Genomic DNA, 21807 nt, shown 5'->3' with positions numbered 1-21807 from the left:
ATGCAAGACGAATACGACCTGACCACCTCCACCTCGGACCTGCATGATGCTGCACCCGATAACGTGCGCGTGGTCGATCTGCAATTCCGCCGCTTCGGCCGACGCATCCATTTCAGGGGCCGCTGCGTACCGCTAAAAACCCGTGACAGCCATCGCCCGGTGCTGGAGGCCTTGCGACAGGATGGGCACGGCAAGGTTCTGGTCGTCGATGGCGGCGGCTCGATGAGGGTGGGGCTGATGGGCGACCGCTTGGCGGCTATCGCCATCGAGAACGGCTGGGTCGGAATCATCCTCAACGGGGTGATCCGCGACAGCACCGCGATTGACGACATGTGGATAGGTGTCAGGGCGCTTGGCACGACAGCTCGGCGTAGCCTGGCCGAGCCCGAGGTTTTGTCACCCGGTCCGGTCACCTTTGGTGGAGTTACCTTCCGCGAAGGGGATTGGGTCCATGTCGACGAGGATGCAGTCATCACCAGCGACGGCCCGCTTTAGACGGGCCATCGGCCGGTGGCGGCATCAGAACTCGCGACCGATCAGCCGGTCGATCGAGAACTTTCCGCCCCCTTTCAGCGCGATGTAAGCGAAGGCCGCAAACCACAGCGCGGACAGTTGGTAATTCTCGCAGCGCGGGATCATCACCGTGATGAGGATCACACCGAACAGCCCGACGAACATCGCCGCGACCGGTCGGCTCAGCAGACCGATCGCAATCGCCAAGCCCCCCAGAAACTCCAGCCAGATAACGAACGAGGCCCAGATTTCGGCCGGCTCAAAACCAACCTGGCGGATGATGTCGATATCTGTTTGCGCACCGCCTTCGGTGAAAAGCTTTGCGGCACCGAAGGTGGCGACCATGGCGCCTGCCATGACGCGCAGCACCGTATAGCCAAGCGGGGCCAGGCCGTCATAGAGCGGGCCGAGCGATGGGATGACAAGCGGGATCTTTGGATTTTCGAGCATGATCTCTCACGTTTGTTTCGGTTCCTGCCACGAGTTAGGTGCAGATTCCGATCGATCAATGCGTAGATCTGCATTTAGTTGTATCCCTAAGCTTTTTCCGGACGAATTGAGCAGGTGCCGGGCGTGGTCACATCCGCACTTGCTTCGACCGCCGCAGCGCCGTCATCATCTTTTGCCGGAAGGCTTCGGATGGCGTCTTGAAGCCGTGGCATTTGCGCGGCGTGGTGTTGAGCTGGTTGCAACTAGCCTTCAGGTCGCTGTCGTTGAGCGACAGGGGAGGGCGAGGTCGCGCGGCAGCCATTTGCGGGCTCTGCGATTGGTGTTTTCGACCGATCCTTTCTGCCACGGCGACCGTGGGTCGCAGAACCAGGTTTGCACGCCGAGCCCGGCTTGAAGATGTGGCCAGTCGGTGAATTCGGTGCCGCGATCAAAGGTGATCGAACGGCGCGCGGCATGGGGAAGGGCGCTCAAGGTATTCTGCGACGTGACGATCAAACAAGACATGACGACTCCGAACACAGATGGCCGTGGCCACGATGCAAGTCGCTGATCTTGCTCCCCAACGCCGACCTTCGACCAGCATCCCAAGAGGCGACGACTGTCGCATCTCTAAAATGCCGCTACATGTCGTTGGCGCATAACAAAGGTTATGGAACTAACTGGAGCGCACGACCCTTAGGGGCCCGGCAAGATCGCAAGCGCAGCGCACTGTCTACCGTCGATTTGCAGCGCCAGACGCGATCGCTGTTTCCGGATACGCCGTCTGGGAACATTCTCTCCTGCGGATCAATCAATGTGACGAGCTTTCTTGCGAATCCAGTCCGCGTATTCCCGCGCGCTGCGTCAGCTTGTTGCGTAGCTGGATCTCGAATTCCGTCCCGTAGAGGCTACTCTCCCCACCTGACACCCTTGGCCATCCCCGCTTGAAACCTGCCTGTCCGAACGAGGCTTCGCCTTCTGTCAGCGCCAGACAATGCCTAAATAATGAATTTACTAAATTAGGCAGACCTAAATAGGCTCGTCGCTCTCGGTAATTGTGGCACAACTGGCACCACCAACTGTTCACCTTCCGCCCTGATCCAGCCGCCACACAGCCCCTCATCGGGAGCACGAAGATCGACACGATATGATGAAAATTCATAATCCGGAGCCTGCGGCAGCGGCTTTGGCGAGGATCTGGTTCTCTTCGACTTCCGCGTCACGCTTTTGATAAACCCCGCGCGAGATACGCTCGATTTGACCGTTCTCGACGGCCCGTGCGATCGTTTGCTCGCTGATGCCAGCCTCACGCAGTTCATGCGCATGCATCATGCTGCGCGCATTGAGCAGGCTTCTGAGCTTCGCCTTTTACGATTCTTCCGCCAAGGGCATAAATTCTCTAATCGATCTCGATATTATCAGAGGTTTTGTCACGCGCTCGATGGGCGTGTTTTCAATATTTCCTTTTAAGATGAAGGATATTCGATACCCTTTGTTTTATCATTTCGATTGTGATGGAAAAGCGTCCATCGTTTCCCAGTGCCCGAAACCGTGCGCGCGGTGCGCATCCTCGCTTACTCTTCTTCGGGACCGACCCACGGACACGCGCCAACGAGGGCGATGTCAGCAGGGATAAAAACATGCTCCTCCCAGACGGCATTAAGATCGATGGCCAAAGCGGTGAAATGGCACCGCAGACCGGGCGGTATGCCAAACGCCTTTCGGCGCTCTCCTCAATTTTTCAGGACAAGCGCGCACTGGACGAAAAGGTGCGTCGCGAGGCGGATCCCCTGGTCTACGAGGTCATCGAGTACCGGAAGGACGGCTCTGACCTCTTCTTCGGCACGACAACTATGTATGCCGGCGATGTTTCCGGTGAGTTCTACATGACCCGGGGGCATTTTCATGAACGGCGGGATCTTGGCGAAGTCTATTACACACAAAGCGGCAAGGGCGTCTTGCTGCTGGAGGATCGCCAGGGCCGGACGGAAACGGTAGACATGCTGCCGGGAGTTTGCGCGTTCATTCCTCCGGACTGGGCCCATCGATCGATCAACGTCGGCACGGAGAAGCTGGTATTCGTCTGGGTCTGCAGCCCGCTTGCCGGCCACGACTACGGTGAAATCCTACGCAAAGGAATGCGAAAACGTGTGGTAAGGGACGGCGACGGATTCAAGGTCACCGAAAACCCTGCTTACCACGGCGGATGAGTTGGACATCGCTTGGCCTTCCGGGGCTAGCGAGCACGTCGGCCAGATTCGAATTTTGAATGACATTGGAGAGAACTGTGTCGGAGAACGCAGAAACAAATCGGCGTACCGTTGGCGACCGCCCCGCTCGGCTCATCGATGTGGCGCGGAGGGCCAAAGTCTCGCGCGCAACTGCCGCGCGCGCACTGGGCGGCTATGGCCTTGTCGGTGAGGAAACGCGCGAACGGGTCATGGCGGCGGCCCGGGAGCTGAACTACAGCACAAACGTCCTTGCCCGGGCGATGCGCGCCGGCACCACCCAGACGATTGGCGTTGTCGTCGCCGATATTAGCAACTCGTTCTTCTCCTCCGCAATCCGCGCCATCATCGATACGGCCACGCTCGCCGGGTATCAGACCCTCGTGCTCAACACAGACGACAACATCGACAAGGAAATCGACGCCGTCAGGGTGTTGCTGGAAAACAGGGTGGATGGCCTGATCGTCGTTCCCTCGTCCGTCTCAATATACAAGCATCTCATTCTGGACGATGAACTGGCGAAACCGGTCGTCCTGCTTGACCGTCGGGTCGAGGCACTGGATGTGACCAGCGCGTATACTGACGACCGCACGGGCGCGCGGGAGGCCGTGGAGCTGTTCCTCGAATACGGGCACAGGAATATCGGGCTACTGCTCGCAACGGCGGCGGCAAACGGCCCCAAGATTTCACAGCCCGAAGGCGTCGTTTCCACAGTAAAAGATCGGCGCGACGGCGCCTTGGAGGCGATTTCCGCAAGGGACGCTCCAAACCCGGCAATTCGCTACAGCCGCAGCAATCTCGATGAAAGCACCCAAGCGGCGCGCGAACTTTTGATGCTCAATCCAAGGCCGACGGCCATCCTGGCCACGAATGAGGAAATGGCCCTCGGCGTGCTGACTGCCTGCAGTGAGTTGGGCCTGGCGGTTGGCCGCGATGTGTCGCTGATCAGCTTTGACGATTCGCCTTGGGCAAAGGTTGTTGCCCCGGCGATCTCGGTCGTCAGACGGCCGGTCTATGATCTGGGAAGCGCAGCCGTTGCCGCGTTGATCAGGGAGATCAAGGGAGAGGGAAGGCTCGGGCGCATCGAGCTTCCAACAGAGTTAATCGATCGTGGCTCGGTCAGTCGACTCGGCGGAACCAAGTAGAGATTTCATCGCGTTGGCAGGCAGCGCTCCTGGCCGGGCATTTCAGACCTCCATCTCAAGCGCTCGATTTTCAGTTGACAAAAACGCTAAATTGAGAAATCTTTTACGATGAGATCGATCCCATTGGGAGTGAGATCGATCTCTTTGAGGAGAAACACTCTTGTGAGGAGGTTCTAAAATGAAAATCGGTCATACTTTGTCCAAGGTACTTCTGCTGGGCGCGGCTGCCGTCACCATCTCTGCCGCACCGTCGCTCGCCAAGGATGTCAAATCCGTCGGCATCTCGGTTGGCTCGCTCGGCAATCCTGGCTTCGTCATCATCAGCAACACGGCGACGCGCCTGATCAAGAAGGCCAACCCGTCTGCCCAGGTCACCACCGTCGGCTACGATTACGACATCGGCAAGCAGGTCAACCAGATCGACAACTTCATCGCTGCGGGTGTCGACTTTATTCTGCTCAATCCGGGCGACCCGAATGCCATTACGCCGGCGATCAAGAAGGCGCAGGCAGCCGGCATTCCCGTAATCGCCTTTGACACGTCGGCTGAGGGTGCGGATGCCGCCGTCACCACCGACAACGTCATGGCGGGCCGTGTCGCGTGCCAGTACATCGTCGACAAGCTTCAGGGCAAGGGCAACGTGATCATCCAGAACGGTCCGCAGGTGTCGTCGGTGATCGAACGCGTCAATGGCTGCAAGGAAGCACTCGGCAAGTCTCCGGACATCAAGATCCTCTCCCACGACCAGGACGGCAAAGGATCACGTGATGGTGGCATGACAGTCGCCCAGGGCTACCTGACACGCTTCCCGAAGATCGACGCCATCTTCACGATCAACGATCCGCAAGCCATCGGCACCGCGCTTGCCGCAAAGCAGGCAAACCGCAACGAGTTCTTTATCACGTCCGTCGACGGTTCGCCCGACATCGAGGACGCCCTGAAGGACCCGGCTTTTGAGATGATCAAGGCCTCCGCGAGCCAGGATTTCTACGCCATCCCCAAGGTATCTGTCGAAACCGCAATCAACATCATCAACGGCAAGAAGCCGGAGAACCCGCTCATCTTGATCCCCTCCACGCTCGTCACGCGCGAAAATGTCGGGGAATACAAGGGCTGGAATTACAAGCACGAAGACTAAGCCTCCCGGCTGACCTGCGGCAGCCCCTTCTCGTAAGGGCTGGGGCTGCTGCCTGACCATTGTGAAACACTACGAAGGCCCGCCCGATCATGCTCAAACTCAACGCTGCCAATCTCGACGCTTTTGGTGCCACTGTCGCCAAGCCGGCCTACGACCGAAGCCGACTGCGGCCGGGCATCGTACATTTCGGCGTCGGCAATTTCCATCGTGTCCACCAGGCGATCGCTATCGACACCTGCCTGCATCACGCCGGCAACGAAGACTGGGCAATCTGTGGCGTCGGCCTGACGGATGGACCCGCTGCCCGCGAAAAGGCGGAAGCCTATCGCCGCCAGGACAACCTTTATACGGTAACCACCCTCACCTCCCCCGAGCCGATGGAAACACGGATCGTCGGCGCCATGGCGGGCTATATCCATGCCCCGAGCGATCCCGCACGGGTGCTGGAGCGCCTTGCGGACGGCACAACGCGGATCGTCTCGTTGACCATCACCGAAGGCGGCTACAACATCGATGAAGCCACGGGCGAATTTCAGCTCGACGCGCCGGCAGTTCGACAGGATCTCGCCGGTGGCACACCGAGGACGGTCTTTGGCTACATCGTCCAGGCCCTGGCGCGCCGCCGCGACGCCGGGCTTCTACCCTTCACGGTTCTCTCCTGCGACAACCTACAACGCAACGGCGATGTGACCCGGAAAGGTGTCGTGTCCTTCGCTCGCGCCGTCGACCCCGAGCTGGCAGATTGGATTGACGAAAACGGCGCCTTCCCCAACTCGATGGTCGATCGCATCGCACCCCAGGTGCCGGAGGCAGAACGGCAGCGCGTGACCCGATTGATCGGCGTCGACGACCTGGTTGCCGCGACATGCGAAACCTACACAAGTTGGGTGGTGGAAGACCGGTTCTGTGCGGGTCGGCCGCCGCTTGAGCTCGCCGGCGTCGTTTTTAGCGATGAGGTGTCGGCATATGTCGCAGTGAAGGGTCGCCTCTCCAACGCCGCTCATATGTTGATGTGCTATCCGTCACTCCTGATGGGTTCGCGCTACGTCGATGAAGGCATGCAGCGGCCGGAGATTCCGAGGCTTCTCCAAAACTTCTGGGATATCGACGGAAAGCCACGGGTCGATCCGCCAGCCGGCTACTCTGTCCAAGCGTTCACGGACAAGGTGATCGAGCGCTTCGCCAACCTGGCGATCAAGGACCAGTTGCTGCGCGTTGCAGGCGACGGCGCTTCGAAGATCGTCGTGTTCCATGGAAAGACCATCGCTCAACTCCTCGAGGATGGGGGCGACCTTTCGCGTATCGCCTTCCTGATGGCTTGCTACGGGCGCTATCTGCAGGGCGTCGACGATGAGGGAGCGCGTTTTGAGGTTTTCGAACCGCATCTTACCGAACGCGACTGGAGCCGTGTTCGCACGGGCGATCCACTTGCAGTGCTCGACATCGAGGCATTCCGCAGCCTGAACCTGCGGCAGAGCCCACGCTTCGTCGAGGCCTATTTGAGCCTCGTTGTCCAACTCGAAACCACAGGAACTGCCGAAACTCTGGCTCGGCTCCTGGTCTAGGGAGGCTTCCATGACGACAGACACGCATCATCCCTTCCTCGAGGTGCGCAACGTCTCAAAAACATTCGGGCGAATCCGCGCTCTTTCCAATGTATCCCTCGATATCCGGCTTGGAGAGATCCACGCCCTGATGGGCGAGAACGGCGCCGGCAAATCGACACTCATGAAAATCCTCTCTGGCGCCTATGTGCCAGATGAAGGATCGGAAATCCTGATCGACGGCCAGAAGGTCGCGATCTCCGGCCCGATGTCGGCCATGCAGTTCGGCATCGCGATCATCTACCAGGAACTGGCACTCGCTCCCAACCTCACCGTCGCGGAGAACATTCACCTTGGTCGCGAGCTCGGCAAGAATGGCTTGATTGACCGCGAGGCCATGGTCTCCGGCGCAGAGGGTGTGCTGAAACGCCTCGGGGCAAGTTTTACCGCGCGCGACAAGGTTGCAGGCCTCTCAATCGCCGAACGGCAGTTGGTTGAGATCGCCCGTGCAGTCCATGCGCAATCGCGCGTGCTGATCATGGACGAACCAACGACTACGCTCTCGGACCGGGAGACCGAACGCTTGTTCGCACTGGTCCGCCAACTAAAGTCCGAAGGGCTTGCCATCGTCTACATCAGCCACCGCATGAAGGAGGTCTACGAACTCTCCGACCGCGTGTCGGTGCTGCGAGATGGAACTTATGTCGGCACATTGGAGCGCGGCGACATTTCGCCCGCTGCAGTGGTCCGCATGATGGTCGGCCGCGACCTCTCCTCTTTCTACAAGAAGGAGCACGATGCCCATGGCAGCCGGGGCCGAACCATCCTTTCGGTCCGCGATCTCTCTGACCACCGCCGTGTGCAGCCCTGTTCCTTAGACATCCACGAGGGCGAGGTTCTCGGAATTTCCGGCCTCGTCGGAGCGGGCCGCACGGAACTGGCGCGCCTCGTCTACGGCGCCGACATGAAGGTTTCCGGAACGATCGCGGTCGACGGCCGCGAGGTGGACATCCGCTCCCCGCTCGACGCGATCAATGCCGGGATCGCCTACCTCACTGAAGACAGAAAGTTGCTCGGCCTGATGCTGGACATGTCGGTGTCGGAGAACATTAATCTTGGTGTCATCGCCCACGACGCTCGGCCAGCTGGTTTTCTGAACCGGATGAAAGGCCGGCTGCGCGCCGCCGAGGCTATCAAGGCGACCGGCATCCGTACCGCGTCCCCCGACACGTCGGTCGGCGGTCTTTCGGGGGGCAACCAGCAGAAAGTCCTGCTGTCGCGCCTCCTCGAAACGAAACCGCGCGTCCTCATCCTCGACGAGCCGACCCGCGGCGTCGATATCGGCGCCAAGTCCGAGATTTACCGACTAATCGATCAGCTAGCCCGCAACGGCGTCGGCGTCGCGGTCATCTCGTCCGAACTGCCCGAAATCATCGGGATCTGCGACCGGGTCGTCGTCATGCGCGAAGGCCACATCGCCGGCGAACTCGGCGGTGGCGCTGGATCTGCCGAAATCACCCAGGAAGCCGTCATGGCGCTGGCAACATCGGATGCCGGACAAGCGGGCTGACGCGGCCGGCCCCACGAGCAAGTCTTATTTGGGAGGAGACTATGACAAGCAATACAAGCCCCACCACAGGGGCAGCAAGCCGCAAGTTTGCGCTTGCCGGGATAATGCGTACGCTCGGCATGCTGCCGGCGCTGGTGCTGATTTCGATCCTGTTCCAACTCCTGTCCGGCTATGTCGAGACCGGAACGCTAAGCTGGTCGGATGGTCGATTCATGTCCTGGAACAACCTGTCGATCGTCGCCCAACAGGCCTCGATCAACACGGTTCTCGCCGCCGGCATGACATTTGTCATCTTGACGGGCGGGATCGATCTCTCGGTCGGCGCCGTTTTAGCTGCTTCCGCCATGGTCGCCATGATGGCATCACTCGTGCCCGGCCTAAGCACGCTGAGCATCCCCGCGGCACTCGCCGTCGGAACCGGGTTCGGCCTGATCAACGGCGCGCTTATCGCCGCACTCCGCCTGCCGCCCTTCATCGTCACCCTCGGCACCATGACCTCGGTGCGCGGCCTTGCACGTCTCTTTGGTAGCGACAACACGATCTTCAACTCCAGCCTCGACTTCGCCTTCATCGGCAACGGAACATTCCTTGGCATCCCTTGGCTTGTGATCATCGCGCTTGCGACCGTCGTCGTTTCATGGCTGATCCTGCGCCGCACCGTGCTCGGCATGCGCATCTATGCCGTCGGCGGCAACCCGGAAGCCTCGCGCCTTGCCGGCATCAAGGTTTGGCTGATCACGCTTTTCGTCTACGGCATTTCCGGCCTGCTGGCCGGGCTCGGCGGTGTCATGTCCGCAGCAAAGCTCTATGCGGCCAACGGCCTGCAACTCGGCCAGTCTTACGAACTCGATGCCATCGCCGCTGTCATTTTGGGCGGGACGAGCTTCGTCGGCGGCATCGGTTCGATCTGGGGCACGCTCATCGGCGCGCTCATCATCGCGGTTCTGTCCAACGGCCTCATCCTCACCGGCGTCTCCGATATCTGGCAGTTCATCATCAAGGGCCTGGTGATTATCGGCGCCGTCGCCCTTGATCGCCTCAGGACGTCCGGCGCACGGACCTGACACAAATCCCAACCCGGCGCGTGGAGAACGTATCCCGCGCCGGCCCCCGGAAGACAAAATCTCAAAAGGCTTCACGATGGCACACCTGCTATCCCTCTCCTCCCTCGACGCGATATCCCGGTCCGCCTCAGTCCCCCGCTACAGGCGCGAAGAGATCACCGCCGGAATCATTCACTTCGGTGTGGGGAACTTCCATCGCGCCCACCAGGCGGTCTATCTCGATCGCCTGCTGAACCTCAGCGAAGCCCGCGATTGGGGCTTGATCGGCGCCGGCGTCACCGATTACGACCGAGCGATGCGGGACAAGCTGCAAGCCCAGGACTATCTGACGACCGTCGTCGAGCAGACCGCCACCGCATCCATCGCCCGTGTGACGGGCGCGATGATCGGCTTCCTCGATCCGGGCAATCTGCGTGGCATGATCGAGCAGCTCGCCGACCCCGCGATCCGTATTGTGTCGCTGACCATCACCGAAGGCGGCTATTTCATCAACCCGTCCTCCGGCCGCTTCGATCCGACCCTCGATGCAATCGGCACGGACGCCGCCGATCCGGAAAACCCCAAAACGATCTTCGGCCTGATCCTCGCCGGCCTCCGGCAGAGACAGGCCACCGGCACCCCGCCCTTCACCGTCATGTCCTGCGACAACATTCCCGGCAATGGCCATGCGGCAATGGAAACGCTCTGCGGCCTCGCGCGGCTTTCCGATCCTGGCTTCGCAGAATGGATTGCAGCCAATGTTGCCTTCCCCAACGGCATGGTCGACCGCATCACACCCGCCACGACGCCACGCGAGATCGAGGATTGCCAAAAGCGTTTCGGCATCGCCGATGCCGTGCCGGTCTATTGCGAGGACTTCACGCAATGGGTGCTGGAAGACAAGTTTTCCGCAGGCAGGCCGGCCCTGGAAAAGGTGGGCGTGACGTTTGTTGCCGATGTCGCACCCTACGAGCTGATGAAACTGCGCATTCTCAACGGCGGCCACGCATCGATCGCCTATGCCGGCGAACTGCTCGACATTCATTTTGTGCACGAAGCAATGGCCGACCCGGATATTGGGGCATTCCTCTCCCGGCTGATGCGGGACGAAATCATCCCCGTGGTGACGCCTGTACCTGATGTCGATCTCATACAGTACTTCGAGCGCGTTCGTGAGCGCTTCGCCAATCCCAAGATCGCGGACACCATCTCGCGCCTTGCCTATGACGGCTCGAACCGGCAGCCGAAGTTCATCCTGCCCGCCATCCGCGATCGGCTGGCAGGTGGTGGAAACGTCACGGGGCTCGCTCTCGTATCCGCCCTTTGGTGCCGCCATTGCTTTGGCACGACGGAATCGGACCGGCAGATCCCACCAAGCGACCCGATCTGGCCCAGGCTGCAAGAAACCGCGGCGGCGGCTAGGGCCAATCCCGGCGCGTGGACAGAGATGCGCGACATCTACGGCGACCTGCAAGATGCACCGGATTTCGTCGAGGCCTTTGCCCAGAATCTCGATTCACTCTGGACACGCGGCACCAGAGCCACCCTTGCGCGCTATGGGCGCAACGAAGAGAACCCGGCATGAGCACTCTCGAAGAAAACGCAAGAAAGATAGACGAGGACACAAACGAAGGATTGGAGAAGCACCATGACCAATAAGCTTGAACAACTCCGCGCGATGACCACCGTCGTGGCAGACACCGGCGACATCGAAGCCGTCCGCCGCCTGAAGCCGGTCGATTGCACCACCAACCCGACGATCGTCCTGAAGGCCCTCGGCACACCGATGTTTGCCGACACCGTTGCCGAAGCGATCCGCTGGGGTCAGTCCCAGGGCGGCAACCGCGACGGCGTCGTCTCGGCCGTTGCCGACCGCCTCGCGATCTCCGTAGGTTCAGCCCTTTCCGAACTCGTTCCGGGCCGCGTCTCGACCGAAGTCGACGCCGACCTCTCCTTCGACACGGAAGCCTCGATCGCCAAGGGCCGCGAGATCATCAAGGCCTATGAAGCGCGCGGCATTACCCGCGACCGCATCCTCATCAAGCTCGCCTCCACCTGGGAAGGCATCCGCGCTGCGGAAATGCTCCAGAAGGACGGCATCGACTGCAACCTGACGCTGCTCTTCAACAAGGCCCAGGCAATCGCCTGCGCCGACGCCGGTGCTTTCCTGATCTCGCCCTTCGTCGGCCGTATCCTCGACTGGCACGTCAAGGCATCAGGCAAGACGTTTTCGGCGGAAGAAGATCCGGGCGTGGTCTCGGTCCGCGCGATCTACGACTACTACAAGTCCAACGGCATCAACACGATCGTCATGGGCGCCTCTTTCCGCAATACCGGCGAAATCGAAGCGCTTGCCGGCTGCGACCGCCTGACGATCAGCCCGGCTTTACTCGAAGAGCTCGACGCCGCAGAAGGCACGCTGGAGCGCAAGCTCTCGCCGGAAAAGGCCGCCAAAGTTTCGCCGATCAAGATCGACGAAAAGACCTTCCGCTGGATGCTGAACGAAGACGCCATGGCCACCGATAAACTCTCCGAAGGCATCCGCGCCTTCGCCAAGGATCTCGGCAGCCTGCGCGCCATGATAGGAAGAACACTCTGACAGGATAGTTTGGCTTTACTATCCCAGAGGCTAAATCTGCCTGCCTCCTTCAGGTGGTCCGAGTGCTTGACGGGTCTGATCCGATACCATTCTCCAGACCGCCGGAAGGTGGAGTTTCCGGGGTTCAGATCAGTGTGACGTTGCCGCCTGCCTCCAATCCGGTTTGAAGTAGGCTCTGGCCCCATTGCGCTGCAAAGGGCTTTTTCGAATTACGAATTGAGGCCAGCAATGAATGTCGGAATGCAGCCCAAAGAGGCCGCGCTAACAGCCTTCTCACCATCTAGGCTGTTCAGTGATTCAACCCATGGTGAGGGAGTTGCGAACCAAGGAACTGCGCGCAGCCGTTGGGTGGTGACCGCGTTGTGCATTGTGATCGCTCGCACTTGCGGTAGATTGGGCTCGACAAATCGACAAATCAATGTGGACTGCATCTCGTTTTGAGAACCGGCGATCTGCGTCCCCGCACAGGTAGTTCAAGCAGATGATTTCTCGCAAGCCGACAAAAGTTGAGAAACAGGACGAAATCGCAAGGCCACCAAGTTTCGCGGCGCCCGACCAGCCCTTGGATCATTCCGCTTTGTCGCAGAACGAGATCACGATTCTGGCGGAAACCTTCCGCCTGCTCGGCGATCCGTCTCGACTGAAGATTCTCCTAAGCTGTTTGGCGGGGCCGATATCGGTCGGCGACATCGCCGAGCGACTGGACCTGTCGCTGTCCCTTGTCAGCCATCACCTGCGCCTTTTGCGAGGAGCGCGTCTCGTCAACGGCGTGCGTCAGGCCAAGCATATATTCTACGAGATCTCCGACCAGCACGTCAGCCAGGTGCTGCAGGACATGGCAACGCACATCGCGGAAGATCATGCGGACGAGTGATCTGGGCCAGCATTGCGGTGCCTCAATCGAGGTATGGCCGACAGCGTCTGCTGACATCGATGGCGCCCGCCAGACCGGCCAAGCTTTTTCATCTCATAAAATCGCATCGCCAAACCGGCGTCATCCAGACGTGACACCCCAAATCCGTTAACTTGGACTCGTTGCCCCGGCCGGCTGCGCAACCCGGACCAGCTTCGCCGACCGCGCCCGCCGCAGCGCCAAGACCCGTCATGCACTCTCATTGAGCCCGGATCACCTGATGGGGGCCGCCACTTTCCTGTTCCGGCTGCCTCCGCATCGGCTGCTCGGGTCCGTCACAAAATTCCCTGAACGAGCCTCTTGACCTTCCAAGCGCGGGAAACCGTAGGGCTGGCCGAACCGTGCGGATGGCCACGCGGGAATCGATAAAAATTCGCCCGGCGGGACCCGCCCCTTTCGAAGGAACAGACCTCATGCACACGACCATGCCCGACCACCTCAGATGGTGGGCGCTGGCGCTCCTCTGCGCGGCGCAATTCATCGTCATCCTCGATACCTCAATCATCGGCGTGGCCTTGCCCGCCATCCAGACTGACCTCGGCTTCACCGCCGAAGGGCTGTCCTGGATATTCAACGCCTACGTCATCGCCTTTGGCGGCCTGCTGCTGCTCGGCGGCAAGCTCGGCGACGTCTTGGGTGCCCGCCGTATGTTCATGCTCGGCTTCGCGATCCTGACGGGGGCGTCGCTCCTTGCTGGACTCGCCGAGAGCCAGGAAGCCCTGATCGCGGGACGGGCCCTGCAGGGGGTCGGCGCGGCGCTCATCGCTCCGTCGGCGCTCACCATCATCATGCGGCTGTTCAGTCATAGTGGCGCCGAACTCGGCAAGGCGTTCGGCTTCTGGGGCGCGTCGGCTGCGGCCGGAGGTACCGCAGGCGTATTTCTCGGCGGTGTCATCACGGAATGGATGAGCTGGCCCTGGACCTTCCTGATCAACGTACCGCTCGGCGTGGTCGTCCTTGCCGCAAGTCCCGTCGTGCTCCGCTACGCGCCGGCGGTCAGGGGGAAGGTCGGCATTCTCGGCGCCCTCGTGGTGACCGCAGCGCTGGTCACGGCTGTATACGCCATCGTGACGACCGAACCCGGCGAGTGGGCCTCGGCCTCGACGCTCGGGCTGCTGGCGGCCTCGCTGGTCCTGTTCGTCCTGTTCGTGGCGATCCAGTCGGCGAGCCGCGATCCGCTGCTGCCGCTGAGCATCTTCCGCGCCCCGAACCTCGCTTCCGCCAACGTCCTGATGGCGCTTCTCGGCGCAGCATGGATTCCGCTGTGGTTCTTCCTGAACCTCTACCTGCAGCAGACGCTTCATCTGTCGGCGCTCGCCAGCGGCCTCGCGCTCCTGCCGATGACAGTGCTGATCATGGTGCTGATGGTTGGAGCAACAGGACGGCTCGTCGGCCGCTTCGGTATCAAGGCCAACCTCGTCGTCGGTCTTCTGGCGATGGCTGGAGCTCTCCTGCTGTTCGCCAACGTTCCGGCCAATGGCAACTACTGGACCGACGTCCTGCCCGCCTCCCTCCTGGCTGCGGCTGGCATGTCGCTCGCCTACATCCCGGTGACCATGGCAGGCATGTCCGGCGCGCGTCCTGAGGAGACGGGATTGGCGTCGGGCCTCATAAACACGACGTATCAGGTCGGCTCCGCAGTCGGCCTCGCGGTGATGGTCGCCCTCGCCACCTCGCAGCGGAAGGTCGTGGATGCGGCGGATAACCCGGACCTTCTCGCTGGCTTCCAGCTTGCCTTCCTGGGCGCTGCCATCGTCGCGGGAGTCGCTGCCGTTTTCGCGCTGGTTGCGTTGCGGAGCGCTCCGGCTGTGCGGGACGTTCCCGTCGGCTGACCAGACGAGGATTGAACACGGACCAAGCGGCCGCCCTGACCTCGGACGGCCGCTTCCATGTCCGATGCGGGAATCCGTTCATGGCAGCGATCCCGCCCGCTGTTCGCGCTGCTTGCGCCAACCGTACCTGGTCATGCCCCTGGGTTTAGCCAAAACCGCGCCGTGCCCTGCGTCGTGACGGCCTGCCATTCGCTTCTGGGAATGTCAGCGTGCAAATTCCAACCGCAGCAAGGTCAAGCCTCAATTTATTCATCTCCAGGACTTGACCTTACAACGGTGGGAAGCTGCATTTGTTGTGGAGGCAAACCAAGGAGGCCTCCATGTATCTCTTTAATGTTCCCAACATGACGTGCGGCGGTTGCGCCAAATCGGTGACCAATGCGCTGCAGAGTGTCGATGCCGACGCGAAGATCGAGACCGATCCGCCGAAGCGTGAAGTCCAGGTCCAGACCTCTGCGAGTGAAGCGGCTGTTCGCGCCATTCTGTCTGAAGCTGGTTATCCGGCCGAGGAAAAGACGGCTGCCGCCTGACACATTTCGCTCGTGTCAGCGCAAGCGTGCGCTGGTGATGCAGGCGACGGTGCCTCAGGCAATCTAAACAATGAGGGCAGCCCTCCCCGGCTGCCCTCATTGTTTGTGTCTGGTTCTGGCTGCCTTCGCAAGCCAGTCGGAAGCGGAACTGGAGGGAACGCGGCCCAGGAAAGCGGCTTTCCAAGAACTCATCAATACCGACGCTGCTGCCTCTGAAGGACCAGATGCGCCTACCGCCATTCTGGCGGTCGGTCTTCTCGGGCGCCCTCAAGTCCCTCGCTGGACCGTTCGTGCTGAACCTCACTGCTTGCACATTCTTTTGCCACGGCAGGTTGACAAACAAACATATGAACAGATATTCAACTGTTTAAATGAAGCGAATTGGACCAACCTATGGCAAACCCATCTCCCTCCCACAGCGGCCATCGCGGTCACGATCACGGCAAGGAGCATGATCATGACCACGACCATGATCACTCCCACGTTCCGGTGGTTACGAAGGACAATGAGCGCAAGATTCTCATTTCCTTCCTGATCATCTTCTCGTTCATGTTCGTCGAAGCCGTCGGCGGATATGTCTCAGGCTCGCTCGCCCTTCTTGCAGATGCCGGCCACATGCTGACCGACGCAATCGCCCTCGGTCTGGCCTACGTCGCCTTTCGTTTGGGAAGGCGGGCTGCTGATGGGCAGCGTAGCTTTGGCTATGCCCGTTTCGAGGTGATAGCGGGCCTCGTCAATGCACTCACGCTGTTTGGCATTGTCGGGTGGATCCTCTACGAAGCCATCGAACGGTTCCAGGAACCCCAACCGGTCCTGGCCGGATCGATGTTCGTGGTGGCCCTCATCGGCATGCTCGTGAACATTTTCGTCCTTTGGTTTCTTACCCGCGGCGATTCTGAACATGTCAACGTCAAGGGTGCGGTGCTGCATGTGATGGGCGATCTGCTCGGCTCTGTCGGCGCGATCGTTGCAGCAGTCGTGATCTGGTACACGGGCTGGACCCCCATCGACCCGATTCTCTCGGTGTTCGTGTCCCTGCTGATCCTGCGCAGCGCCTGGAGCTTGCTCAAGAACACGCTGCATATCCTGCTTGAGGGCGCTCCCGCCAACGCCGACAGTTCCCAGATATCCGAGCATCTTCGGACGAGTGTTCCGGGCATTCAGAACGTCAGCCACATCCACGTTTGGTCACTGACTTCCGGTCGCGTGCTGGCGACGCTCCAGGTGCAGCCGATGGATGGGGTCGATGTTCGCAGTGTCGTCAAGCAGGTCGAGCACGAACTGAAGACGAAGTTCAATATCGAGCACCCGACGATCGGCATCAACTGGGAAGGAGACGCCAGTTGCAGCCTGGAGGGGCCTGGCAATGTGACCGCTCTCCACGCAGGTCACTCACATTAACCGACTGCCCGTCACGACCAGCGGCAGCAGGGTTTTCGCCGTCTCTGGTGAAGTATATGATAGCTCGCTGCGGGCCTTGGTGTCAGATTGGTCCGGTCCACGCAGGTGCAGGGAGCGAGCCATGACGCGCCGATCCGATTGCGACGACCCAGGCGCCAATCCCATCACTCCAGTCAGCCGTCGTGGCGTCCTGCTCGGTGCTGCCGCAGCCGTAACTGCGTCCGCGTTGATGTCGAAGGCTTCGTTGCAGCAGGCGCAAGCACAAGAACGGCCGGCTGCCTCCGGAGAGAAGCGTCCGAACATCCTGGTGATCTTCGGCGATGACATTGGCCAGGCGAATGTCAGCGCCTATACGTTTGGCCTTGTGGGATACCGGACCCCGAACATCGATCGCATAGCCCGCGAAGGCATGATGTTCACCGACTATTATGCGGAGCAGAGCTGCACCGCCGGCAGGTCGTCCTTCATCACAGGCCAAGCGACGCTACGCACCGGCCTCAGCAAAGTTGGAACGCCGGGAGCGACTGTCGGCCTGCAAACGAGGGACGCCACGATCGCGGAATTGCTGAAACCGCTCGGCTATGCGACCGGCCAGTTCGGCAAAAACCATCTCGGCGACCGCAACGAGTTCCTGCCTACGGTGCATGGCTTCGACGAATTTTTCGGCAACCTCTACCACCTCAATGCCGAAGAAGATCCGGAGTCGCGCACCTATCCGCTCGAGCCGGCCTTCCAGCAGGCCTATCTGCCACGCGGTGTCCTGCGTTGCAGGGCATCCCAAGAGGACGATCCGACGGAAGATCCGCGCTTCGGCAAGGTCGGCAAGCAGACAATCGACGACACCGGCCCCCTGACCAGGAAACGCATGGAAACGATTGACGACGAGACATCCTCAGCCGCCATCGATTTCATCAAACGCCAAGCCGGCGCCGACAAGCCCTTCTTCTGCTGGTTCAATTCGACCCGGATGCATTTCCGTACACATGTGCGCGAGGAGCATCGCGGTCCGCGCGGGCTGACCGCTCGCACCGAATATGCTGATGGCATGATCGAGCATGACAACCATGTCGGACTGTTGCTCAAGGCGCTCGACGAACTCGGCGTCGCCGACAACACCATCGTGATCTATACCACCGACAACGGGCCTGCCGGCCATGCCTGGCCGGACGCCGCCAATACACCCTTCCGCAGCGAAAAGGCGACGAACTGGGAGGGCGCATTCCGGGTGCCCTGCTGCATTCGCTGGCCCGGCAATATCCGGCCGGGCGAGGTCTCCAACACGATCTTCAGCGGGCTTGACTGGCTGCCGACGCTTCTGGCCGCGGCCGGCGAACCGGAGATCAAGGGAAAGCTTCTTGCCGGACATGACGCCAACGGAAAGACCTTCAAGGTCCATCTCGACGGCTACAACCAGCTTCCGCACCTTACCGGCGCACAGGAGCAAGGTCCACGCAAGGAGTTCGTCTACTTCAACGACGACGGCGACCTCATCGCGCTGCGCTACGAGAACTGGAAGGTTGTGTTCGATGAACAGCGCGCACCTGGCACGCTGAAGGTGTGGGCCGAGCCGTTCGTGAGCCTTAGAATGCCAAAGCTCTTCGATTTGCGCGCCGACCCCTACGAGCGAGCCGACATCACTTCGGACACCTATTACGATTGGGCCGAGTCCAACGCCTATGTGCTCATCGCAGCACAGCCAGTGGTCGCCAGGTTCCTGGCGACCTTCAAGGACTTTCCGCCGAGCCAGCGCCCGGCGAGCTTCACCATCGACCAGATCGTCGAAAAGATGCAGCAGAATTTCGAGGCAGCACAACCCCGTTAGAATAGGTGGCGAATGAGGGCTTTTCGTTCACTCGTCGGCGCGGCAGTCTTTGGGGCGGCGTCGCTTTCGATGCAGGCTGCTTCGGCGCAATCGCCTGCGCCGGATACCGGCAAACCCAACATCCTGTTCATCCTTGTTGACAATCTCGGCTATGGCGAGCTGGGCGTTTATGGCGGCGGCATCACGCGCGGCGCGCCCACGCCCCGCATCGACAAGCTTGCCAGCGAGGGCCTACGGCTCACCAACATGAACATGGAGGCGCAGTGCACGCCCAGCCGGTCGAGCATCCTGACCGGGCGATATGCGATCCGTTCCGGCACGCACTCGGTGCCTTTTGGCGGCGTGGCCGACGGCCTGACCCAATGGGAAGTGACGATGGCCGAGTCGCTGTCGGCTGCCGGCTATGCGACCGCGCTTTACGGCAAGTGGCATCTCGGCAGCCATGACGGCCGCTTGCCCAACGATCAGGGGTTCGACGAGTGGTACGGCATTCCACGTACCACCGACGAGGCGATGTGGCCGGGTTCGTCTGGTTATTCGCCCGATATCATGCCGCCTGAACAGATCATGGAGGGGCGCAAGGGCGAAAAAAGCCATGACGTGAAGGTCTACGACCTTGAGCAACGGCGGCTGATCGACGCCGAGATCACGAAGCGTTCAATCGGCTTCATGGAGCGCGAGGCGCAAGCGCGAAAGCCCTTTTTCGCATTCGCGACACTGACGCAGCCGCATTTGCCGACACTGCCAAACCCGGCATTTGCGGGAAAGACCGGCAATGGCGACTGGGCCGACATGCTCGCGGAGATGGATCACAATGTCGGGCAGATGCTCGACGCGGTGGACCGCCTCGGCGTTCGCGACAACACCATCGTCATCTTTGCCAGCGACAACGGGCCGGAGTTCATCAAGCCATGGGACGGCTGGTCCGGCCCCTGGCGCGGCCAATATTTCACCGCATGGGAGGGCGGCATCCGCGTGCCGTTCCTGCTGCGCTGGCCGGGCAAAGTGCCCGCCGGCCGGGTCAGCGACGAGATCGTCCACGGCGTCGATCTGTTCCCGACGCTTGCGAGCATCGTTGGCGCGACCGTTCCGAATGACCGCCCGATCGACGGCGTCGACCAGTCCGCCTTTTTCGAGGGCAAGACCGAGAAATCAGCCCGCGACGGCATTCTGATCTGGTGCGCCGACCGCCTGCAGGCGGTGAAATGGCGGAATTTCAAGGTCCATTTTTACCTGCAGGAAACCATGGTTTCACCGCCGATCAAACTCGGCATCCCGCTTCTGTTCAATCTCTATACCAACCCCCGCGAGGACGAGGACAAGGTGATCACCGACAGCTGGATTTTCGGCCCGGTGCTGAAGATGGTCGCCGACTTCGAAGAAAGCACGAAGAAATACCCCCTGATCGCGATGGGTACGCCCGATCCCTATACGCCGCCCAAATAGCCATCAGTTGAACCATGGGAACGTGTCATGCCAACCGACGTCGTTCAGCAGCCTGGTACCTGGGGAGCCTCCGTCAACCGTCGTAGCATCCTGCTCGGTGGAGCCACGGTTGCGGCGGCGTCGGCACTCGGGGCGGGTGCGCCAATAGAGGTCGCGCAGGCACAGCAGTCATCCGCGAGGGACGGCCAGCGTCCCAACATCGTGTTCATCCTCGCCGACAATGTCGGCTACGGGGTGCCGTCTTGCTACAATGGCGGCATCCTCGACACCCCCACGCCGCGCATCGATGAACTCGCCGCCGAAGGCCTGCGGCTGACAAACTTCAATGTCGAAAACCAGTGTACGCCCAGCCGCGCCGCGCTCATGACCGGCCGCCTGCCGATCCGCTCTGGCATCGGCAAGGCGATTGCGGCCGGCGCGCCCGGCGGGCTGCATCCGTGGGAGATCACGATCGCCGAGATGCTTGGCGATGCGGGCTATCGCACCGCAATGTTCGGGAAATGGCACCTCGGAGCGGGAAAGGGTCGCCTGCCGACCGATCAGGGCTTTGACGAATGGTTCGGCTTCGAAACCACCGACATCATCTACTGGGCGGGAAAACCCGGCATGCCCCTGCGGGATGTGGAGTATATCCGCGAAGCCAAGAAGGGCGAAGCGCCGCGCAACCTGCAGATCTACGACGAGGACACGCGCAGACAAATCGACCGGATGGTGACCGATCGCGCGGTGGATTACATCGCCAAGACCAATAGTGGCGGGCAGCCGTTTTTTCTCTACGTGCCGTTTGCCTTCGCCCACCATCCGGCACTTGCCCATCCCGATTTCAAAGGCAAATCCCCCGGCGGGGAGTTCGGCGATAGCCTGCTTGAGCATGACCACAATGTCGGGCGTATTCTCGACGCGCTTGCAGCCGCTGGCATCGCCGACGACACCGTCGTTGTGTGGGCAAGCGACAACGGCCCGTCACCGCTTCCCACCGTCACGCCCTGGTGGACGATTGGCGATGCCGGCCCGTGGCGCGGCGAAATCGGTACAGTGCTGGAAGGCAATATTCGCACGCCGTGCATCATCCGTTGGCCAGGCAAGATTCCCAAGGGCCAGTCGAGCAACCAGATCGTTGCGATCGTCGACTTCTTTCCAACCCTCGCCCGCATCGCCGGCGGCAAGGTGCCCACAGACCGTCCGGTCGATGGCGTGGACCAGCTCGATTTCTTCACGGGAAAGCAGGAGAAATCGGGCCGCGAGCATGTTCTGCTTTTTCTCGGGCAGAAGCTCATGGCCGTCAAATGGCGCAACTACAAGATCCATATCGACGGCCTCGACCGCGTCGACGGGGTGATCGAAGACTGGTCGTTCCCGCGAGCCTTCAACCTCGCATCCGATCCGAAGGAACGCTGGAACATCATCTGGCAGAACACATGGCTCGGCGAGGAGATCGGACCTGTCATTGCCGCCTACGAGGCAAGCGCAAAGAAGTTCCCCAATCTCGTGGGCGGCCAACCCAATGATCAGTTGCCGCGCTACGGCGCGGATAATGCGGGCGCTGAAACCGGCGCGGAAGGCGTGCAAGGCAAGTTCGAGGCGATACGCCAGCAATGAGGAACAGGCCATGACCATGGACGCGCGGCCATAGCGCTCGTCCAGACATGCATCG

At 60.9% G+C, this 21807-nt stretch carries 18 protein-coding genes and 1 pseudogene; 16 read left to right on the top strand and 3 right to left on the bottom strand.

The genetic code is table 11. The annotated features are described in order from the left end of the window. Complete coding sequence (rraA, locus tag AC1RTB_RS14050) at window positions 1-495, top strand: ribonuclease E activity regulator RraA (protein ID WP_492881878.1); 495 nt, start codon at window positions 1-3, stop codon at window positions 493-495. 24 nt (window positions 496-519) lie between these two features. On the opposite strand, the gene AC1RTB_RS14045 is transcribed toward rraA, so the two are convergent. The 3 genes and pseudogenes from AC1RTB_RS14045 to AC1RTB_RS14035 all read right to left on the bottom strand — a co-directional run bounded on the left by AC1RTB_RS14045 (window position 520) and on the right by AC1RTB_RS14035 (window position 2274). Then, the gene (locus tag AC1RTB_RS14045; protein ID WP_492881877.1) at window positions 520-963 is read right to left on the bottom strand and encodes a DoxX family protein; all 444 of its coding nucleotides are present in this window, start codon (window positions 961-963) and stop codon (window positions 520-522) included. 127 nt (window positions 964-1090) lie between these two features. Then, a pseudogene (locus AC1RTB_RS14040) lies at window positions 1091-1470 on the bottom strand (IS30 family transposase); the annotation flags it as partial. 630 nt (window positions 1471-2100) lie between these two features. After that, window positions 2101-2274, bottom strand: coding sequence for a type IV toxin-antitoxin system AbiEi family antitoxin domain-containing protein (locus tag AC1RTB_RS14035; RefSeq protein ID WP_492881876.1), 174 nt, complete (start codon window positions 2272-2274; stop codon window positions 2101-2103). 308 nt (window positions 2275-2582) lie between these two features. On the opposite strand from AC1RTB_RS14035, the gene AC1RTB_RS14030 reads away from it, so the two are divergent. From AC1RTB_RS14030 to AC1RTB_RS13960, 15 genes are all read left to right on the top strand, one after another. Next, on the top strand, window positions 2583-3152 hold the full coding sequence (locus tag AC1RTB_RS14030; protein ID WP_492881875.1) for a glucose-6-phosphate isomerase family protein: 570 nt from the start codon (window positions 2583-2585) through the stop codon (window positions 3150-3152). Between the two features lie 77 nt (window positions 3153-3229). Beyond that, window positions 3230-4315, top strand: coding sequence for a LacI family DNA-binding transcriptional regulator (locus tag AC1RTB_RS14025; RefSeq protein ID WP_492881874.1), 1086 nt, complete (start codon window positions 3230-3232; stop codon window positions 4313-4315). Window positions 4316-4493: 178 nt separating this feature from the next. After that, window positions 4494-5453 (top strand): ABC transporter substrate-binding protein, encoded by a 960-nt coding sequence (locus AC1RTB_RS14020; RefSeq protein WP_492881873.1) that lies wholly within the window; start codon window positions 4494-4496, stop codon window positions 5451-5453. An 89-nt stretch (window positions 5454-5542) separates the two neighbouring features. Further along, window positions 5543-7018, top strand: coding sequence for a mannitol dehydrogenase family protein (locus tag AC1RTB_RS14015; protein ID WP_492881872.1), 1476 nt, complete (start codon window positions 5543-5545; stop codon window positions 7016-7018). 10 nt (window positions 7019-7028) lie between these two features. Then, the gene (locus tag AC1RTB_RS14010; protein WP_492881871.1) at window positions 7029-8567 is read left to right on the top strand and encodes a sugar ABC transporter ATP-binding protein; all 1539 of its coding nucleotides are present in this window, start codon (window positions 7029-7031) and stop codon (window positions 8565-8567) included. 41 nt (window positions 8568-8608) lie between these two features. Further along, entirely contained in the window at window positions 8609-9631 is a 1023-nt protein-coding gene (locus tag AC1RTB_RS14005) for an ABC transporter permease subunit (RefSeq protein WP_492881870.1), read from the top strand. A 76-nt stretch (window positions 9632-9707) separates the two neighbouring features. Next, window positions 9708-11195: a mannitol dehydrogenase family protein gene (locus AC1RTB_RS14000; RefSeq protein ID WP_492881892.1), complete on the top strand. Its 1488-nt coding sequence runs from the start codon at window positions 9708-9710 to the stop codon at window positions 11193-11195. 63 nt (window positions 11196-11258) lie between these two features. Further along, entirely contained in the window at window positions 11259-12209 is a 951-nt protein-coding gene (gene tal, locus AC1RTB_RS13995) for a transaldolase (protein ID WP_492881869.1), read from the top strand. 481 nt (window positions 12210-12690) lie between these two features. Next, window positions 12691-13083, top strand: coding sequence for an ArsR/SmtB family transcription factor (locus AC1RTB_RS13990; RefSeq protein WP_492881868.1), 393 nt, complete (start codon window positions 12691-12693; stop codon window positions 13081-13083). Window positions 13084-13535: 452 nt separating this feature from the next. After that, window positions 13536-14954 carry an MFS transporter gene (locus AC1RTB_RS13985; RefSeq protein WP_492881867.1) on the top strand — a complete coding sequence of 473 codons (1419 nt, stop codon included), beginning with the start codon at window positions 13536-13538 and terminating at the stop codon, window positions 14952-14954. A 320-nt stretch (window positions 14955-15274) separates the two neighbouring features. Then, window positions 15275-15484: a heavy-metal-associated domain-containing protein gene (locus tag AC1RTB_RS13980; protein ID WP_492881866.1), complete on the top strand. Its 210-nt coding sequence runs from the start codon at window positions 15275-15277 to the stop codon at window positions 15482-15484. A 393-nt stretch (window positions 15485-15877) separates the two neighbouring features. Then, on the top strand, window positions 15878-16885 hold the full coding sequence (locus tag AC1RTB_RS13975; protein ID WP_492881865.1) for a cation diffusion facilitator family transporter: 1008 nt from the start codon (window positions 15878-15880) through the stop codon (window positions 16883-16885). Window positions 16886-17006: 121 nt separating this feature from the next. Beyond that, window positions 17007-18707 (top strand): arylsulfatase, encoded by a 1701-nt coding sequence (locus AC1RTB_RS13970; protein ID WP_492881864.1) that lies wholly within the window; start codon window positions 17007-17009, stop codon window positions 18705-18707. A 12-nt stretch (window positions 18708-18719) separates the two neighbouring features. Next, the gene (locus AC1RTB_RS13965; protein ID WP_492881863.1) at window positions 18720-20153 is read left to right on the top strand and encodes an arylsulfatase; all 1434 of its coding nucleotides are present in this window, start codon (window positions 18720-18722) and stop codon (window positions 20151-20153) included. 27 nt (window positions 20154-20180) lie between these two features. Beyond that, window positions 20181-21752, top strand: a complete 1572-nt coding sequence (locus tag AC1RTB_RS13960) for a sulfatase-like hydrolase/transferase (RefSeq protein WP_492881862.1) — start codon at window positions 20181-20183, stop codon at window positions 21750-21752. The last annotated feature ends 55 nt before the right edge of the window (window positions 21753-21807 follow it).

Source organism: Aminobacter sp. GW821-FHT11F06 (assembly GCF_058808215.1).
The sequence above is the reverse complement of the archived record's forward strand: the minus strand, read 5'-3'. Positions and strand labels throughout refer to the sequence as shown.

What these genes read in the sequence shown, in the direction of transcription:
- AC1RTB_RS13980 (WP_492881866.1), top strand. Translation starts at nt 15,275, where the DNA reads ATGTATCTCTTTAATGTTCCCAACATGACGTGCGGCGGTTGCGCCAAA.
- AC1RTB_RS14005 (WP_492881870.1), top strand. Translation starts at nt 8,609, where the DNA reads ATGACAAGCAATACAAGCCCCACCACAGGGGCAGCAAGCCGCAAGTTT.
- AC1RTB_RS13985 (WP_492881867.1), top strand. Translation starts at nt 13,536, where the DNA reads ATGCACACGACCATGCCCGACCACCTCAGATGGTGGGCGCTGGCGCTC.
- AC1RTB_RS13990 (WP_492881868.1), top strand. Translation starts at nt 12,691, where the DNA reads ATGATTTCTCGCAAGCCGACAAAAGTTGAGAAACAGGACGAAATCGCA.
- AC1RTB_RS14035 (WP_492881876.1), bottom strand. Translation starts at nt 2,274, where the DNA reads ATGATGCATGCGCATGAACTGCGTGAGGCTGGCATCAGCGAGCAAACG.
- AC1RTB_RS13965 (WP_492881863.1), top strand. Translation starts at nt 18,720, where the DNA reads ATGAGGGCTTTTCGTTCACTCGTCGGCGCGGCAGTCTTTGGGGCGGCG.
- AC1RTB_RS13960 (WP_492881862.1), top strand. Translation starts at nt 20,181, where the DNA reads ATGCCAACCGACGTCGTTCAGCAGCCTGGTACCTGGGGAGCCTCCGTC.
- AC1RTB_RS14000 (WP_492881892.1), top strand. Translation starts at nt 9,708, where the DNA reads ATGGCACACCTGCTATCCCTCTCCTCCCTCGACGCGATATCCCGGTCC.
- AC1RTB_RS14020 (WP_492881873.1), top strand. Translation starts at nt 4,494, where the DNA reads ATGAAAATCGGTCATACTTTGTCCAAGGTACTTCTGCTGGGCGCGGCT.
- AC1RTB_RS13970 (WP_492881864.1), top strand. Translation starts at nt 17,007, where the DNA reads ATGACGCGCCGATCCGATTGCGACGACCCAGGCGCCAATCCCATCACT.
- tal (WP_492881869.1), top strand. Translation starts at nt 11,259, where the DNA reads ATGACCAATAAGCTTGAACAACTCCGCGCGATGACCACCGTCGTGGCA.
- rraA (WP_492881878.1), top strand. Translation starts at nt 1, where the DNA reads ATGCAAGACGAATACGACCTGACCACCTCCACCTCGGACCTGCATGAT.
- AC1RTB_RS14045 (WP_492881877.1), bottom strand. Translation starts at nt 963, where the DNA reads ATGCTCGAAAATCCAAAGATCCCGCTTGTCATCCCATCGCTCGGCCCG.
- AC1RTB_RS14015 (WP_492881872.1), top strand. Translation starts at nt 5,543, where the DNA reads ATGCTCAAACTCAACGCTGCCAATCTCGACGCTTTTGGTGCCACTGTC.
- AC1RTB_RS13975 (WP_492881865.1), top strand. Translation starts at nt 15,878, where the DNA reads ATGGCAAACCCATCTCCCTCCCACAGCGGCCATCGCGGTCACGATCAC.
- AC1RTB_RS14030 (WP_492881875.1), top strand. Translation starts at nt 2,583, where the DNA reads ATGCTCCTCCCAGACGGCATTAAGATCGATGGCCAAAGCGGTGAAATG.
- AC1RTB_RS14010 (WP_492881871.1), top strand. Translation starts at nt 7,029, where the DNA reads ATGACGACAGACACGCATCATCCCTTCCTCGAGGTGCGCAACGTCTCA.